Annotated in this window: 14 protein-coding genes; 9 read left to right on the forward strand and 5 right to left on the reverse strand. The window is 60.4% G+C overall.

All coding sequences use genetic code 11. The features are described from left to right. Positions 1-4: 4 nt before the first annotated feature. A complete protein-coding gene (gene sucC, locus ACOQPI_RS00950; protein WP_420617857.1) occupies positions 5-1,153 on the reverse strand; it encodes an ADP-forming succinate--CoA ligase subunit beta in 1,149 nt (382 codons plus the stop codon). A 123-nt stretch (positions 1,154-1,276) separates the two neighbouring features. Between sucC and ACOQPI_RS00955 the strand changes: the two genes are divergently transcribed. The 3 genes from ACOQPI_RS00955 to ACOQPI_RS00965 all read left to right on the forward strand — a co-directional run bounded on the left by ACOQPI_RS00955 (position 1,277) and on the right by ACOQPI_RS00965 (position 4,024). After that, positions 1,277-1,750, forward strand: a complete 474-nt coding sequence (locus tag ACOQPI_RS00955) for a hypothetical protein (protein ID WP_420617858.1) — start codon at positions 1,277-1,279, stop codon at positions 1,748-1,750. A 240-nt stretch (positions 1,751-1,990) separates the two neighbouring features. Further along, positions 1,991-3,196, forward strand: coding sequence for a hypothetical protein (locus tag ACOQPI_RS00960; RefSeq protein WP_420617859.1), 1,206 nt, complete (start codon positions 1,991-1,993; stop codon positions 3,194-3,196). Positions 3,197-3,364: 168 nt separating this feature from the next. Then, positions 3,365-4,024, forward strand: coding sequence for a hypothetical protein (locus ACOQPI_RS00965; RefSeq protein WP_420617860.1), 660 nt, complete (start codon positions 3,365-3,367; stop codon positions 4,022-4,024). A 241-nt stretch (positions 4,025-4,265) separates the two neighbouring features. On the opposite strand, the gene ACOQPI_RS00970 is transcribed toward ACOQPI_RS00965, so the two are convergent. After that, positions 4,266-4,457, reverse strand: coding sequence for a hypothetical protein (locus tag ACOQPI_RS00970; protein WP_420617861.1), 192 nt, complete (start codon positions 4,455-4,457; stop codon positions 4,266-4,268). Positions 4,458-4,634: 177 nt separating this feature from the next. Between ACOQPI_RS00970 and ACOQPI_RS00975 the strand changes: the two genes are divergently transcribed. Further along, positions 4,635-4,859, forward strand: coding sequence for a DUF433 domain-containing protein (locus ACOQPI_RS00975; protein WP_420617862.1), 225 nt, complete (start codon positions 4,635-4,637; stop codon positions 4,857-4,859). Beyond that, positions 4,856-5,233: a DUF5615 family PIN-like protein gene (locus ACOQPI_RS00980; RefSeq protein ID WP_420617863.1), complete on the forward strand. Its 378-nt coding sequence runs from the start codon at positions 4,856-4,858 to the stop codon at positions 5,231-5,233. Before ACOQPI_RS00975 ends, ACOQPI_RS00980 begins: the two co-directional genes overlap by 4 nt. 314 nt (positions 5,234-5,547) lie before the next feature. Here ACOQPI_RS00980 and ACOQPI_RS00985 read toward each other — a convergent pair whose 3' ends face one another. Continuing rightward, the gene (locus ACOQPI_RS00985; RefSeq protein WP_420617864.1) at positions 5,548-6,246 is read right to left on the reverse strand and encodes a hypothetical protein; all 699 of its coding nucleotides are present in this window, start codon (positions 6,244-6,246) and stop codon (positions 5,548-5,550) included. Positions 6,247-6,263: 17 nt separating this feature from the next. Then, a complete protein-coding gene (locus ACOQPI_RS00990; protein WP_420617865.1) occupies positions 6,264-6,962 on the reverse strand; it encodes a hypothetical protein in 699 nt (232 codons plus the stop codon). A gap of 545 nt (positions 6,963-7,507) precedes the next feature. Between ACOQPI_RS00990 and ACOQPI_RS00995 the strand changes: the two genes are divergently transcribed. The 4 genes from ACOQPI_RS00995 (at position 7,508) to ACOQPI_RS01010 (ending at position 13,519) form a co-directional block, all read left to right on the forward strand. Next, positions 7,508-8,821, forward strand: a complete 1,314-nt coding sequence (locus ACOQPI_RS00995) for a hypothetical protein (protein WP_420617866.1) — start codon at positions 7,508-7,510, stop codon at positions 8,819-8,821. A gap of 146 nt (positions 8,822-8,967) precedes the next feature. After that, entirely contained in the window at positions 8,968-10,233 is a 1,266-nt protein-coding gene (locus tag ACOQPI_RS01000) for a hypothetical protein (RefSeq protein WP_420617867.1), read from the forward strand. A gap of 339 nt (positions 10,234-10,572) precedes the next feature. Further along, complete coding sequence (locus ACOQPI_RS01005) at positions 10,573-12,072, forward strand: hypothetical protein (protein WP_420617868.1); 1,500 nt, start codon at positions 10,573-10,575, stop codon at positions 12,070-12,072. A gap of 175 nt (positions 12,073-12,247) precedes the next feature. Beyond that, complete coding sequence (locus ACOQPI_RS01010) at positions 12,248-13,519, forward strand: hypothetical protein (RefSeq protein ID WP_420617869.1); 1,272 nt, start codon at positions 12,248-12,250, stop codon at positions 13,517-13,519. 9 nt (positions 13,520-13,528) lie between these two features. Here the strand turns inward: ACOQPI_RS01010 and pcrA are convergent, their stop codons facing one another. Then, on the reverse strand, positions 13,529-15,745 hold the full coding sequence (gene pcrA, locus ACOQPI_RS01015; RefSeq protein ID WP_420617870.1) for a DNA helicase PcrA: 2,217 nt from the start codon (positions 15,743-15,745) through the stop codon (positions 13,529-13,531). Positions 15,746-15,755: the final 10 nt, after the last annotated feature.

Raw genomic sequence — 15,755 nt, forward strand, 5'->3', positions numbered from 1 at the left:
ATGCTCACGATGCGGCTCCTTCGGCGAGGGCGACGGCTTCTCGGGCCGCCTCCAGCATGGTGGGCACCATCATGAGCCGGTCGCTCAGATGGGGCTCCAACAGCGCTCGGCCCTCGTCAGCGTTGGTGCCGTCGAGGCGGATAACGATGGGCGAGGCGATATCCACCCGGTTCATGGCCTCGATGATGCCGTTGGCCACTTCCTCGCCACGGGTGATGCCCCCGAAGATGTTGATGAAGATGGACTGAACGTCGGGGTCGTTGTTGATCACTTCCAGCGCCCCAGCCATCACATCGGCGTTGGCGCCGCCCCCGATATCCAGGAAGTTGGCCGGTTTGCCGCCCACCTGGTTCACCACGTCCACCGTGCTCATGGCCAGTCCGGCGCCGTTGGCGATCACGCCCACCGAGCCCTCTAGGCCCACATATTGCAGCCCTTTGGCGTGGGCGGCGGCCTCCCGCTCGTCGCGGGGCTGGGTGGCGTCGAAGGGGGCCAGGTCGTGGCGGAATCCGGCGTTGCCGTCGAGGGTTACCTTGGCGTCGAGCACATGCACCTTGCCCTCGGGAGTCACGATCAGCGGGTTGATCTCCACCAGGTCGGCGTCGCCAGAGGTGTAGGCCTCGTACAGCTTCAACAGAAGCTCCACCGTTTGGTCGGTAACGTCGGGGTTGAGGTTGGCGGCCAGCACCCACTGGCGGCACTGGTCTTCGGTGAGGCCGTCCACCGGGTCGACCCAGATCTTGGCGATGGCGTCGGGGGTCTCCTCGGCCACGGTCTCGATCTCCACCCCGCCCTCGGCCGACAGCATCCCCAGGTGCTTTTTGGCCGACCGGTCGAGGGTGAAGCTCACGTAGTACTCCTCGGCGATGTCAGACGCCTTCTCGATCCACAGGTTCTCGACGATGTGGCCCCGGATGTCGAGGCCCAAGATGTTCGACGCATGGGTGCGGACGGCATCGATGTCTGCGGCAAACTTCACACCCCCGGCCTTGCCCCGACCGCCGGTGTGTACCTGGGCCTTCACCATCACCGGCGTTCCCAACCGCTCCGCAGCAGCCACCGCGTCGTGAACAGTGGTGACCGCCTCACCGGGCGACACCGGCATGCCGTATGACGCGAAGAACTGTTTTCCCTGATATTCGAATAGATCCACGGGCTCCCCAATGCAGCGCGATGGCCAAGTTTGCGGTGTGATTCGACGATGGTTCGTACCGCCGTTGCTTCGCCGCGATACTAGGAGCAACACCGTCTGTGGGAGCGAACCGAGGAAGGACTCGTGCCTGTCGCATCTGGACCAAAAATCACTCCGCTGCGAGCGATTGTCTACACCGTGGTCAGCATCGGGCTAGGCGTGGGCCTGGTGTTCGCGGTGGTGTCGCTGGCCGGCTCCGATCAGATCGAGGTGAGGCTGGGCGACGACGATTTCAACGCCGGCGACGCCGAGAACCTGGCCGCCGAGATCGCCGAGCGGGGCCCGGTGCCGTGGGCCCCGTTGAGCCGAGGGCGCAGCATCTGGATCAACCACATAGGCGACGACCCCGAGAAGGGATGGTTCGCCTTCGACGTGCAGTCTCCTGGCGCAATCGGCGACTGCGTGGTGGATTGGGACGCCGACCGGAAGCTGTTCATCGACACCTGCGATCCGGGGCTGGTGTACTCAGCCACCGGCGAGGGCTTGACCCAGTTCGGGGTGTGGGTGGACGACGACGGCAACCTCATCGTGGACGTGAATGCCAACGACGGCCCCTGAGCGATTTCCAAAGACGCCTCGTACACCCTCGTCTCGTCATCGTCAAGTGTCAAAACATGACAAAAACTTGTCATGTTTTGACACTGGTTTTGCTTCCACACGAGTTTCCTGATCGGTATCTTCGAGCAAGAGTTGAATCACAGCGAAATCCTGCCATCAGGGTTTCGCCGATCAATCACAACACGGGAGGAAGAGATGAGAATCCACCGTTATTTTCGACAGGCCAGAGCGAAAGTCTTCGTGGTTGTCGTCTTCTGCTTGGTCGCTGCCGCGTTGCCGCTTGCGGCATCCGGTGAACCTGTTTCTGGTGGAACGTCGAGCTGTGGCAGCACTGGGAGTGCAACAGATAGCACCGGTGGTGGTCCCAGCCCGTCAGGGCCGCTAGACGATATCCCCGTTTCGACAAATGGGGCTGTCGGGCAGATTGCGGAGAACTCGTCCTACGATGACTCTGCGCTGAAGATCTTGGACGAGCACACGGAGCTGCTCAGCCAGTCTGACGGCGCAGACCCGGCCTTTGTAGAGGGCAAACTGGAATCCGACTGCGGCGTAGCCTTCATACTCGAAGGCACCCAGAAAAAAGTCGGCGCCGTCGGTATAACCGGTCTTCAAATCAACGAGAGTTCCCGCTGGCTCGTGCAGGGGCTCGAGGGAAGCCGCGGCTACAGGATGATGGCCGTCCTAGAAAACGCCCAAGCACCGAAGTCCTACACCGTGAAGCTTGAGCTAGACCAAAACATCTCAGTAGTGAGCCTGGACAACGGGGGAGCGGTCTTTGTCAATAAGAACAACCTGGTGATCGGCTCAATACTCGCCCCCTGGGCCCTCGACGCCAACGGACAATCAGTGCCGATAGCCCAGACAGTCACCAGAACCGGAATAACAATCACCGTCGACACCAGCACCGTGACTTCCTGGCCCGTCGTCGCCGACCCCACCTACCACACCTTCCGCTGCTACTCACAGCACCAAGTCACCACCACAGGCACCGCCAGCCAATACCTCAACGGCCAAAAATGCCCAAGATACGCCGACATCATCGCCAGAGGCTACTACCCCCAATGGATCGAACACTGGAATAGATGGAGAGTCGGCAAAGCCAACGGCGACTGCACTGGTATCCCCGAACGTCTTGATACCTGGAATCCTCAAGACATTATAGCAATTCTAATCGCACTAGGTCTGCAAGCTAATGGACCTTTCAATCTCGGAGTGATATATGACTTTAATCAAGCCTGCAAAGGACACGACTACTGCTACGACTTAGGGCATTCTGGCAGACTCAACTATCCCAATATAAGCAAAGCTAGTTGTGACAATATCATGCACAGTGACATGAAACTCGACTGTTCTAACCGACGATCCCATGTCCAAGACTTGTGCTATAAGATAGCCCTTGGAGCACGTGGAGCCGTTGGAAGTTGTCTAGAGAGGTGGTGTTTCTAAATCAATAGATTTCCCGCCAATGTGGTATCAATAGAATTGAAACTTGTTGTCCTATACTTCAGTGCATTACTTGGTGCATCAGCAAGTGAAATGGAGGTTTGCCGGGCTGGCCTATGGGGCTGCGATCCTTTAAGGGGCGCTTGGGTTGTACACACAGGAGCAACTCCTATGTTGGTAATGTTGGTTTTCACTCCAATGAGTAGGAGACTACTTGCAATTGTCGGTGCGATCGTCGCCGTAGCGTTACTGCTGCTCGGTATCAGATCGGCACACTCAGAGGCATCGCTCACTTGGGCAGCGCATCTCTTTACGCTATGGTTCGTCGGAATACTTGGTGCTGGCACTTTATTCGGCATTTCAGTTACTCGACGCGATCGCTTTGTAGCTTCTCTTCCACTTCGACCATCTCCATCACCTAACAACAAATTCAGTCCACAATCTGTGTTGATGAATAATATATTGAAGTACCTCTGTACTGGTGCAATTGTAGGTGGCTTATTTGGCCAAATTGAAGTTTACCGTACAGGAACTGAGAGCCTGTCTTCGGACTGGCTGAGTAGCCTGGTTATTTTACTAGTGTGGATGGTACTATACATAGGTGGGACAGTAGCTCCATTGATTATTGTTCTTGCCCACACATATATGGAACAAAAATGGACAATAATTTGTAGCTGTATTCTTGGCATTATGATGCTGACAAGCAGTATTGTATATGTCCATGTTGAATCCCTATTGGGATATATGTGCCTGTGGTTCGCGGGTATTGTTGCTGCTCTCGCTTCATTGGTTTTGCAAAATCGCCAACGACGAGCCTTGACTGTGACCTAAATGCGCGCCTCTAGTGGTGTGTCGCGGATTTGGTGATCCGGTCGAGGATTGCTTTCCCTGAAGCGACTTTGTCGATCATTCGTATTGGGGTTGAGTCTTGTATACGGAGAATTTGATTCATTGTTTGGACACTACAGACTAGGGTATTTTGGCCTCTGGTTTGCAGGAATCCTCACCGCTCTTGCCGCACTGACCTTGCAGGCCTACTCTTCAAGGCGAGCCATCAAACAAGATGCAATATCTACGCGATGTCGCGGGTTACGTTGATCCAGCCTTGCATAGCGGTGTCGACAACCCCCTCAACGGTGTTGTCGACACCGAATTGCTCCCAAAGCTCTGCCAGCAACCTCTGGAAGTGCCGCTCGGAGTATCCGAGGCGGTGGGCTAGTTCGGCGTGCTTCTCGCCGTTGGCCAAACCATTGTAGACAGGCAAGCTGGACCTCGCTGGGGGCAGCCTGCAAGCCGAATCGACAGTCATGGGCCACTTCCGCAGCTGCCTCGACGCGCTGCCTCCCCAACGCCAACAGCCCCGCGGCTCCTCGACAGATGCAGTGGACACGGCATTCGAAATGAGAACCGGGGCAATTCGGTTTGAGGGTAAGCTGGAGCCGTGACCCGGATCACCGTGAATCCCAATCAAATGGGGGGAGTGCCTTGTATCCGGGGCATGCGAATCCCGGTGGCGACCGTGGTCAACATGATCGCCAATGGAATGACCCCCGACGAGGTCGTTGCCGAACTGCCCTCTCTCCAGATCGAAGATGTGGCCGCGGCACTTCGGTTCGCTGCGGACGCGCTCTCCGATCGTGAGATTCTGCTGCAACCCACGGCGTGAAGTTCCTGATTGATCAGAACCGATCACCCCACTTGGCGGAGTTACTCCGCGATTCCGGTCACGATGCGGTGCATACTTCCGAACTAGGGCGAGAACGCGCTGAAGATCGAGAACTGCTACTGCTTGCTGCCGAAGAAGGCCGTATCGTGGTCTCGGGCGACACAGACTTCGGGGCCCTGCTGGCCGTGCTGAGAGCCACCTTACCGTCAGTCATCTTGTTTCGAGCTCGTAACATGCCCCGCGCTGAACAGCAGGCCGCTGTCATCCTGCGCCACCTGGACGACATCGCCAAGGATTTGGACCAAGGGGCCATCTTGGTGATCACCGACGACCGCATCCGGGTCAGGCACCTTCCGCTGAGCAACGAAAGCTAAACCACCGGCCGCAGCTGTGACGCCGTAAGAAATCGGGCAGAACAGGCCAAGAGTGCGCTTCTGATCAGATCGAGGTGAAGCTGGGCGACGACGATTTCAACGCCGGCCGCGCCGAACCACGCCGCCGTACTAGCTTCAACCACCAGGGGCCTCCCGTCTCTTGGACTCTGTGACAGTCACAAGAATCGGGCAGGCCCCCACCCAAGTGGTGGACGGCAAGCTCTATTGGTGGTCGCGACAGATCGGCCATGATGGCCGGTTGTCAGAGTCTGCGACCGACCGGTGGAGTTCACCCCCTATGTAGGATGCAATCTCTACGCGATGTCGCGAGGCACGGTGACCCAGCCTTGGGCTACGGCGAAGGCCACGCCGTCTATGGGGCTATCAACCCCAAGCTGAACCCACATGTCGGCGAGGATGCGCTGGAGGTGGCGTTCCGAGTAGCCGAGACGGCGAGCGAGATCGGCGTGCTTTTCTCCATTGGCCAAGCCTTGTAGGCAGGCTAACTGGGTTTCATCAGGCGCTACGGACGAGTTGAACCGGCAAAACCGAGACACTGCTGCGGCCGCATCCCGCAGCCTTTCTGCCGCATCGGGGCACATGAGCTCGGCAAGCTTCTCGTAGTGGATCACTTCGGGCAATTCTCCGATATCGGAGTCCTCGGGCGGTGATTGGCGAATCCAAAGGTCTGGGTCTTCGGCCACTGCGGTTGCGACCGCCCGCAGGTACCGGCCAAAGGTCTCCCACTCCTCAGCAGCGGAGTCGTCGGGCAGCGCCGCGGCCATCATCTGAGCGCACCGCCCGTAGGAATCGGCTACCCGCTCCAGGAATTGAGGTGGCAGCGTCTCCTTCCACACCTCTCGCGCCTTGCGCTGAAGCTCCACATCGCAGATGTCTTCATGCTCACCAGGCCCGTAACCCAGACTGTGTGCCTCTATAACCCGCATCGCATATCGCTCAATGGGAGCGGCGTGGTCGAATACCACGCTGAGCTGCTGGTCGCTGATGAGCACGCAACAAGGATACGGCCCTAAAGCCTGGCGGGACGTTCGGGGCCTCCCGCCCGCACCGGCGGAGGAGCTATCCATCCCCGCTCGACCGCCAAGGCCACTCCCTGCACCTGGTTGCGGACACCGAGGCGGGCCCACATTTTCTCAAGCCGCCGGTACATCCCCCGAGCCGAAGTGCTATGGCGCTCTGCCAGCTCGGCTATCGGCTCTTGGGCTGCCACCGAGACGATCCACTCCAGCTCTTGGGCGCTGGGCACAACCTCCAAGTGCGACTCGCAACAACGCGCCACCGCCTCAGCCGCCTCCTGAAGGCGGGCGACGCCAGAAGTGTCCAGCAACTCTGCGAACAGCTCGTAGCGCAACACCGGTGGAGGTGCCGATCCGATCTCTTCAGCCCCAGCTCCCGTGGCTACCGAGGCAACATCGGGCAATTCGAGCAGTCCATCGGCCGTCGCCCGCAAGAACGTTGCGACAACCTCCCAATCGTCAGCCATCTCACCACCGGGCGACATGTTGTCCATCAACCCCGCGCAATAGCCGCTGGCATCGGCGACACCCCTCAGATAGGCAGCGCTCAGCGTCTGCGCGTAAACAGGACCGGCTTCGCGCTGAAAGCCGACTCCCCACGGCTTGCGGTACCGACCCGGCCCATGGCCCAAGCTCTGAGCCTCAAACACGCACTCAGCAAAATGGGCCGTCCGCACCGCAAAAGAATTCACAGCGCCCCACTCTGCCCGACCCAGTTCCACGAGGCCACCGTAGCAAGCGAGAATGCCCCGCAAATGTCCCCCTTCCTGCGCCAAGCAAGAAAGAAACCGGGGTCAGAGCTTTTCGAACCTGGCGTAGGAGGCGAGCAGCACCCGGGTGCCGGCAGTGGTGCGGTAGTTCTGCTCCAACAGCACCACGGCGGCACCCTTGAAAACTCGCTCGAACATTAAAGCGAACCGCTCCATACACCCCCACATCAACATCGTCAAGTGTCAAAACATGACGAAAACTTGTCATGTTTTGACACCCGATTTGATTGAAAGACCCGTGGCCCCGAATTACGTTCATCTCAAGACATATGAAGCGAACCAAATGACACATCCTCAAACCCAGAATCAATTCAACGGCTGAAGCCCAGAACCGGAGGTGCCAAATGAAGTGGAAGAAGTGGCAGGCAATTCTCTTTTGCACAGTTGGACTGTTTGTGGTTGGTGCGACAGCCGCAAGCACGGTACATGCGGCCGACAGCGAGGAGTCTGCGCAAGTTGACGTGGCTGTGGCGTCGTACGCTCTGGAATACTCGGTTACGCAAACCGAGGCCAGCCGCCGCCTGGAGCGCATTGGGGCGATCCAGGAAATCCTGGCATCGATCCGCGGGCTTGAGGCAGCGCGGACTGCGGGCTGGGGTATCGACCACCGCGGCAACTTTGTGGGCTGGGTGCTGCTCACCGGCGACGAACCCGCCGGTGCTGAAGCCGCGGCCGCGGCCGATGCCCACAACGACGTGGAGATCCGCACCGGCGCCCAACACAGCTACACCGAACTCCAAACCGCGCAGCGCAACCTTTCAGCTCAGCTATTTGCAGCCCGAAAAGCTGCCAGCGTCGGAGCGCTGGGCAACACCGGCGAAGGAGGGCAAGCTGCTCCCGGCCCGCCGGAGGAACTCGAAGGTGTCGGGATAGGAGCAGGTGTGGCAGAGGTGGTCACATTCTTGGAGACCGACATGGCGGGCAACGCCGTTCGCGTCGGCATAGACCCCGGTTTGGCTTCAGACGTCGGCCCGCTGGGCTCGGTGTCTGAATTGAACTTCGACCAGAGCGCGGCAGTGGTCGCGGGTTTGCTCGATGACCACATCGAGGTGCCTTTTACTGTCGCCGATGGCCGCGATCTCGCTCCAGAGACGGGCTTCCAAGGCGGTGAGGAGATGACCTGGTGTACTTCGGGGTTCACAGCCCGGAGATCCCGTAATGGCGGCGGCTACGACTACGGAGTCATCACTGCCGGCCACTGCCGCGATAACGGTCCGAACGAGACCTATGTCTTTAGGATGAACGGCGTGGTTGTGCCGTTCGTCTACGGCTGGCTGGGCCCCAGGGCCGACGCCCAGTTCCATCGCATTCCTGCTCCTACCAGTGGGTCCCGCTATGTGCTCGACGACTTTTTGTGCCGCGAGCCCGGCAGCTACCCCAACCCTTCCTGCGACGTCACCGGAACCGAGGCCCGCGCCAAAATGAAGGACGCCTACGTGTGCCATAGGGGCAAAAACAGCGGAATATCATGCGGTAGAGTTATCAGCATCGACTTCACGCCGGATTGGAGTGATGATCGCTGTCTCAACTCCAGCGCCGCAGAAGTGGACTGCGATCCCGTGTTCGTGAGGATGCACGGCCCATACCTGAGAAGCTGCAAGGATGACAGTGGTGGGCCGGTTTACAGGGGCGGTACAGCCTACGGGATACATGCGGCTGGTAACGGCGGCACCAATTGCACACAAACAGGCAGAACGACCATATTTTCTGCGATCCGCGAGGTCGAGTCCTTTCTAGGCGTCGAAGTTCTAACCGAACCGGTAACTCTGAACGCCCCATGACCGCCCCAAGAGAATCCCACGCGAACTGGCAGGATCAACGCCGAAACATATGGCACGCAGTGCCACTGAAGACTCGCCCTAGTGGTAAGAATCCTGCTCCGTGCCGCGCGGCGTCACGCATTGGGTGGTCGGCGCGCTGTGGAGTTGTGGCCGTATATGTTGTGCTGGCTATTGCGGGGTGCTCGTCGGAGGAGCAAATTGCTACCGAGCAGCCGTCAGACACCGTGTCAGCGACAGTCGAAGCTGAACTAACCGATGGTCCGGTACCGCCGCCCGAGGAGGCGGCGGGAAATGACGGCAGGGATTGGCAGAGGCCTTCGCTGGCGGGCATGTACGCGTACCATCCCGAGCGGATGTTCCTTATGGAGGAGCATATGGGGGTTGTGTCCATAGAGCCGCCTTGCGTGTTTTTCTACTCCGACCCGGACAAATTGTCGGCAAAGGGGATAGAACGGCGCATAGCGTTGTCACTGCCTTATCCCGAGGTGCGTTTCGATGAGAGCACCCAAACGCTTTGGAATGGCGACATTCCTATCTCCCACGGAGACCGGGTCTTGACGGGCGGAGCCGATGGCCGCACAACGCAAGGGGGCAAGGAGCCCCTAGAACTGCATCTGTTCTGGAATGCCTGCGCCGCCCAAGGAGCCGGCTCAGCCTTCGGCTTGGAGCCGGTGGAGTGGTATTGCGCGCAAGACCCGCGAGACTGGCAACCAGCAAAGCAAGAATGGCAGCGTATCTGTGTGGAGGATACGAGGCCTTGGAACCAGCGGGATCTGTTGGAGCGACAGGGCCTCGCGCCTGTCCTCAAGCCGCCCGCCGCCTACCGGGAGCCCGGCGAGCCGCCGCCTGTGGCAGAGCTGGTGCCGCCTCCGTTTTTTGGCATGCACCCGTATCATCCCGAAATGGAGCTGGAACTGTCCAAGCTGGTGGGGGTCTTATCGATAGAGTCGGCGGGGTATAGCGGCTACGAACGGGTATGCGCGTACCTGTACCCCACTGCGGCCACGGAGCCGCAGTCTGTGCTGTGGGGTGACTTGTGGAAGCACACTGGCCCCGATGGGCGGCCGCTCGCCGTCAGGCTGGATCTGCCCTACCCCCAAGTCCGATTCGACGACTACGACTGGACGCTGTGGAACGGCGACATCGGCCCCATGGCCACCGGAGACCGGGTAATTACCCACCCAATAGCCCCGCCCGACTTCAACGACAACGGCTACGGCAACCATAAGCAGCCCCACGAACCGGTCATAAACGATCCCTGTGACAAGGCCAACGCGAGGGCCACCGTGCTGGATGTACAAACTGTGGAGCACTACTGCACGCACGACACGCCATCCAGACATCAGAGCCAATGTGAACAAGCCATGAGCCTGCGCAACCAGCCCCAAACCAGCCCCATACTCCCCGAGTAAACCCCAAGCCCATAAGGGTCAGACCTTCTCGAGACGGGCGTAGGAGGAGAGCAGCACCCGGACGCCGACAGTGGTGCGGTAGTTCTGCTCTCACAGGACCACGATGGCACCCTCGAAAACCCGCTTGAACATTAAAACGAACCGTCCTGTACACCCTCGCCTCGGCATCGTCAAGTGTCAAAACATGACAAAAACTTGTCATGTTTTGACACCCGATTTGGTTGAAAGACCGGTGAAACCGACATACGTTCATTTGAAGACGTATGGAACCGAACCAAGAGAAACATTCTCAATCCCAGACTCAAGACAACGGGTGAAACCCAGAATCGGAGGTGCCAAATGAAGTGGAAGAAGCGACAGGCAATCCTGCTCTGCGCAATTGGACTGTTTGCCGTTGGCGCGACAACCGCGGGCACGGTGCACGCGGCCGACGACAAGCAGCCTCAGCCAATAGAGCAAAGTTCGACCGCGGAGTCGGTCGATGTGGTGGTGGAATCGTATGCGTTGGAGTACTCGGTGTCGCATGCTGAGGCCCGCCGCCGCCTAGCACGCATTGAGGTGGTCCAGAAGGCTCTGGCGTCGATCCGCGGTCTTGAAACAGCGCGACTGGCCGGATGGGGCATAGACCACCGCAGCGGCTTCGGAGGCTGGGTGCTGCTCACCGGGGCCGAACCCGCCAGCGCTGCTGCGTCAGCGGTGGCCAACGCTCACAACGATGTGGAAATACGCACCGGTGCCCAGCACAGCTACGCCGACCTCCAAGCCGCGCAGAGCGACCTATCAGAAAAGCTCTTCGCGGCTCAAGGACCTGCCACAAACAGCGGCGCAGTGGGCAACACCGGCGAAGAAACGCAGACCGGACCTGGTGTGCCTGGCGTCCCCGGCGAGACCGAGGGCGGAATTGACGCTGGTTTGGCCGTCGTGGTCACGTTCTTGGAGACCGACATGGCGGGCAATGCTGTACGCGTCGGCATAGACCCCGGTCTGGCTCCCGATGTCGGCCCGCTAGGCACGGTGTCTGAACTGACCTTCGAGCAAAGCAAGGCCGTGGTCGCGAAACTGCTCGACGATCACATCGAAGTGCCCTTCACCGTTGCCGACGGACGCGGCATCGCCCCAGCGGGGAGCTTCCAAGGCGGCGAAACTATGCAAGCTATACGCTCATGTACCTCGGGGTTCACTGCCCGCCGAAGCAACGGCAGCGGCTACGACTACGGCATCATCACCGCCGGACACTGCGGCAATGATCTCCCCATCGAAACCGTTAGGTTCAGTATGCACGGTGTGGAACTACCATTCGTCTACGGCTGGCTGAGCGCCACCGCCGACGCCCAGTTCCACAGCATCCCCACTCCAACCAGCGGATCCCACTATGTACTCGACGACTACTTGTGCCGCGACACACGCAGCCACCCCAACCCCTCATGCGACGTCACCGGTACCATCGCCCGCGCCGACATGACCGTCGCCCGAGATGACATGCCAGGTGACTTCGCGTGTCACACAGGCAAAAGCAGCGGGATATCTTGTGGCGAGATCACCAACATCAACCACCAGTTGAGATGGGCCAATGCTCCATGCCGCGACTCTGCCGGCGCAATAGTGGAGTGCGGTCACGTGTTCGTGAAGGTTGAGGGCCAACAGCTGAGAGGCTGCGGAGGCGACAGCGGAGGACCAGTCTATAGGGGCGGAAAAGCCTACGGAATAACGGCGGCCACTACCAACAAATCCGATTGCGTTTCGGGTGACAAGTTGGTTGTCTTCTCTGGCATCAGGGAAGTCGAGTCCTTCCTGAGTGTGGAGGTGCTCACCCAGCCCGTCACACTGAACGCCCCGTGACCACGCGGAGACGCTTAACGTGACTAGGTACAACTCACACCTCAGAAGAGGTGTACGCAGCGGCAAGAGGCACCCAACACCGCTCAGTGTGGCACGAGGGGTGGTCAGGTACGGGGCTGTGTTGGTGTGCATTGCATTGGCAGCTACAGCTTGCTCGTCGGAGCCGCAGGCAGCAGTGGAACTGCCCTCGGCCGCTGTTTCGGCGACGGCCGAACTCGAACGGGACGAGACGGATCGACCGCCCCAGGGTTCGGGGGCGGGACGAGAAGAAGGTAAAGCTCAGCACAACGCGGATTGGCAGCAGCCACCGCTGGCGGGTATGTGGGTGGAACACCCCGAAGAGATGTACCCGACGGTTGGATGGTTGCATGCGATCGTGTCCATAGAGCCGCCCTGCGTATACCTCACCGATGTCTCGGAAGGGTTCGTGGACGAATCGTTGGCCAATTGGGACAATTGGAAGGGAAGACGCCTGGCGTTGTCGCTGCGCTATCCCGAAGTGCGCTTTGATGAAAACAACCAGATTCTGTGGAACCCTCTGTGGGACTACGACATTCAGATCGCCCACGGAGACCGGGTCATCGTGTCCTCAGATCCATACTTAGAAGATGTTGGAGACAAGGAGCCGCACGAACTCCACCTTTTCTGGGATGTCTGTTCTGCCCACGCCGTCGCTGTGCCCGCTGGCCTTTGGGCGTCCGTGGAGTGGCTTTGCTCGAACAAGCCACCAGAGTGGGTATGGCACGAAGGAGAGGAACTCGAGCGCATATGCGTGGAGGACACGAGGCCTTGGAACCAGCGGGATCTGCTGGAACAACAGGGTATCGCCCCCGCTGTCAAGCCGCCCCCTGCCGACCAGAGCCCCGGCGAGCCGCCTCCTGTTGCACAGCTGCCGCCGCCACCGTTTCTTGACATGCACCCGTACCATCCCGACATGGAACTGGAGCTCTCCAGGCTAGTGGGGATCTTGTCCATAGAGCCCGCGCCAAGGAACTACGACCTGGAGCGAAAGTGCGTGTACTTGTACCCCACAACAGCCTCTACGACCCAAGCGGTGTTATGGGGTGACTCCTGGAAGCACACCGGCCCCGACGGGCGACCGCTCGCCGTTTGGCTGGAACTGCCCTACCCCCAGGTACGCTTCGACGAAGACACCTGGGCGCTGTGGAACGGGGACATCGGCCCGATGACTACCGGAGACCGGGTCATCGCCGACCCCATTGCCCCGCCCGACTTCCACACCGACGGCTACAACACCAGGGCAAAACAGCCCCACGAACCTCAGATACACCCCTGCAAAAGGGCCGGTGCGAGCGCCACCGTGCTGGACATACGAACCGTTGAGCACTATTGCACCCACGACACGCCATCCAAGCATCAGAGCCAATGCGAACAAGCCATGAGCCTGCGCAACCAGCCCCAAACCCGCCTCACGCTCCCCGAGTGAACCTCAAGGTCAGACCTTTTCGAGGCGAGCGAACGAGGCCATAAGCACTTTGGTGCCTTCGGTGGTGAAGTTGACGGTGATCTCGGCGTCGCCACCTGCCCCTTTCACGTCGGTTACCACGCCGAGGCCGAACTTGGCGTGATTCACGTCGTCGCCCACCACCAACTGCACCGGGTTGGGGTCGGCCTCGACTGGGGTTCGGGCGGATTGTGCGGCGTCCACCATGCGATCCCGTCCGGGGAAGGGGCCAGCGTCGCGAAGAGCACTCCTGGATGAGCGGGTTCGGCTGCTGCCGCGGTCGTCAATCAGTTCTTCGGGGATCTCCTCCAGGAACCTGGACGGCGCGTTGTACATCGAGGCGCCGTGGACGTTTCGAGTCCAGGCATGGGTCAGATACAGGCGCTGCTGAGCCCGGGTGATGCCCACATAGGCCAAACGGCGCTCCTCTTCTAACTCGTCGGGCTCGGTGATCGATCGGATGTGGGGGAAAATGCCCTCTTCCATGCCGATCAAGAACACCACGGGATACTCAAGGCCCTTGGCCGAGTGCAGGGTCATCAGGGTGAGCTGGGAGTCTTCAGTCATCTCATCGGTGTCGGACACGAGGCTGACCAACTCCAAGAAGTCGCTCACGTTCTCGCTCTCGGTGGCCGCGCTGATCAACTCGTCGAGGTTCTCCAACCGACCTTGGGCCTGCACGCTGACCTCGGTGTTCCCCGTGGTCTCGCTGGCCGCCTCGGCCTCCAGCTGGTCGAGATAGCCGCTTTTCTCCAGCAAGTGCTCCAGCACCGCAGCCGGCTCTCCATCGAGGCGTTCCCGGGCGTTGGCGATCACATTCAAGAACGTCTGAATGCCGCTCAGCGCCCGACCTTTGATCCCGGCCTCGGCTGCGTGTCCCAGGGCATCCATCAGCGTCAGGCCGTGGGATTCTGCCCACGCCTCCAGCTTGGCCACCGACCCGTCGCCCACGCCCCGCTTGGGGGTGTTCAACACCCGGCGCAGGCTCACGGCGTCGCCGGGGTTGACCGTCACCCGCAGATAGGCCAGCGCATCCTTTACCTCCCGGCGGTCGTAGAACCGGGTGCCGCCGATGAGCTGATAAGGCACCCCGGCCTCCATGAGCAACTCCTCCACCACCCGGCTCTGGGCGTTGGTGCGGTAGAAGACGGCCATCTCATCCCAGCGGTGCTGCTCGTCGTCGTGGAGCCGGAACGCCTCTCGCACCACCCAGCGGGCCTCCTCGTACTCGTCGGAAGCGCAGAAGCGGACGATGCGCTCGCCGTCGGTTTGGTCGGACCACAAGTTCTTGGGCTTGCGAGCCAGGTTGTTGGCGATCACCGCGTTGGCCGCGCTGAGGATGCGCTGGGTGGAGCGGTAGTTCTGCTCCAGCAGAACCACGGTGGCGTCTTCGAAGGCCCGCTCGAACTCCAGAATGTTGCGGATGTCGGCTCCCCGGAAGCGGTACACCGACTGGTCGGCATCGCCCACCACGAACACGTTGCGGTGCTCTTGGCCCAGCAGCAGCACGAGCTGATTCTGCACGCTGTTGGTGTCCTGATATTCGTCCACCAGCACGTGCTCGAAGCGGCGGCGGTACCGGTCGAGCACATCGGGCTGTTGGCGAAACAGATTCACGGTGGTGCCCAGGAGGTCGTCAAAGTCCATGGCCCCAGCCCGGCGGAGGCGCTGCTGGTACTCGTCGTAGACCTCGCCGATGCGGCGCTCGAACACGTTGGCGGCCCGGTCTTTGTACTGGGCCACGCTGGTCATCTCGTTTTTGGCCGCGCTGACGGCGGCGTGAATCGACCGGGGGGGCATCTGCTTGGTGTCGAAGCCGAAATCGTTGAGGATGTAGCGGGTGAGCCGCACCGAGTCGGCTTGGTCGTAGATGGTGAAGCTGGAGGGGAAGTCGATGGCCTCGTGCTCGTAGCGCAGGATTCGGGCGCAGGCCGAGTGGAAGGTGCTCACCCACATCTTGTCGGCCACCGGTCCGACGAGGGCGCCCACCCGGTGCTTCATCTCCTGGGCCGCCTTGTTGGTGAAGGTGATGGCCAGGAGGGCGAACGGGGAAATGCCCAGTTCATCGATGAGGTAGGCGATGCGGTGCGTGAGCACTCGGGTCTTGCCCGACCCGGCCCCGGCGACCACCAAAATGGGGCCGCCGGGATGGGTAACCGCGTCGATCTGGGCCGGGTTCAGGCCCTCGGTGAGCGCGGTAGCGGACATCTAGCCAACA

Origin of the sequence: Candidatus Poriferisocius sp. (assembly GCF_965219815.1) — a bacterium.
Taxonomy (GTDB): Bacteria; Actinomycetota; Acidimicrobiia; order Acidimicrobiales; family Bin134; genus Poriferisocius.

Excerpts from the sequence above, each read along its gene's own strand:
- ACOQPI_RS00965 (WP_420617860.1), top strand. The coding sequence starts at position 3,365 with ATGTTGGTAATGTTGGTTTTCACTCCAATGAGTAGGAGACTACTTGCA.
- pcrA (WP_420617870.1), bottom strand. The coding sequence starts at position 15,745 with ATGTCCGCTACCGCGCTCACCGAGGGCCTGAACCCGGCCCAGATCGAC.
- ACOQPI_RS01005 (WP_420617868.1), top strand. The coding sequence starts at position 10,573 with ATGAAGTGGAAGAAGCGACAGGCAATCCTGCTCTGCGCAATTGGACTG.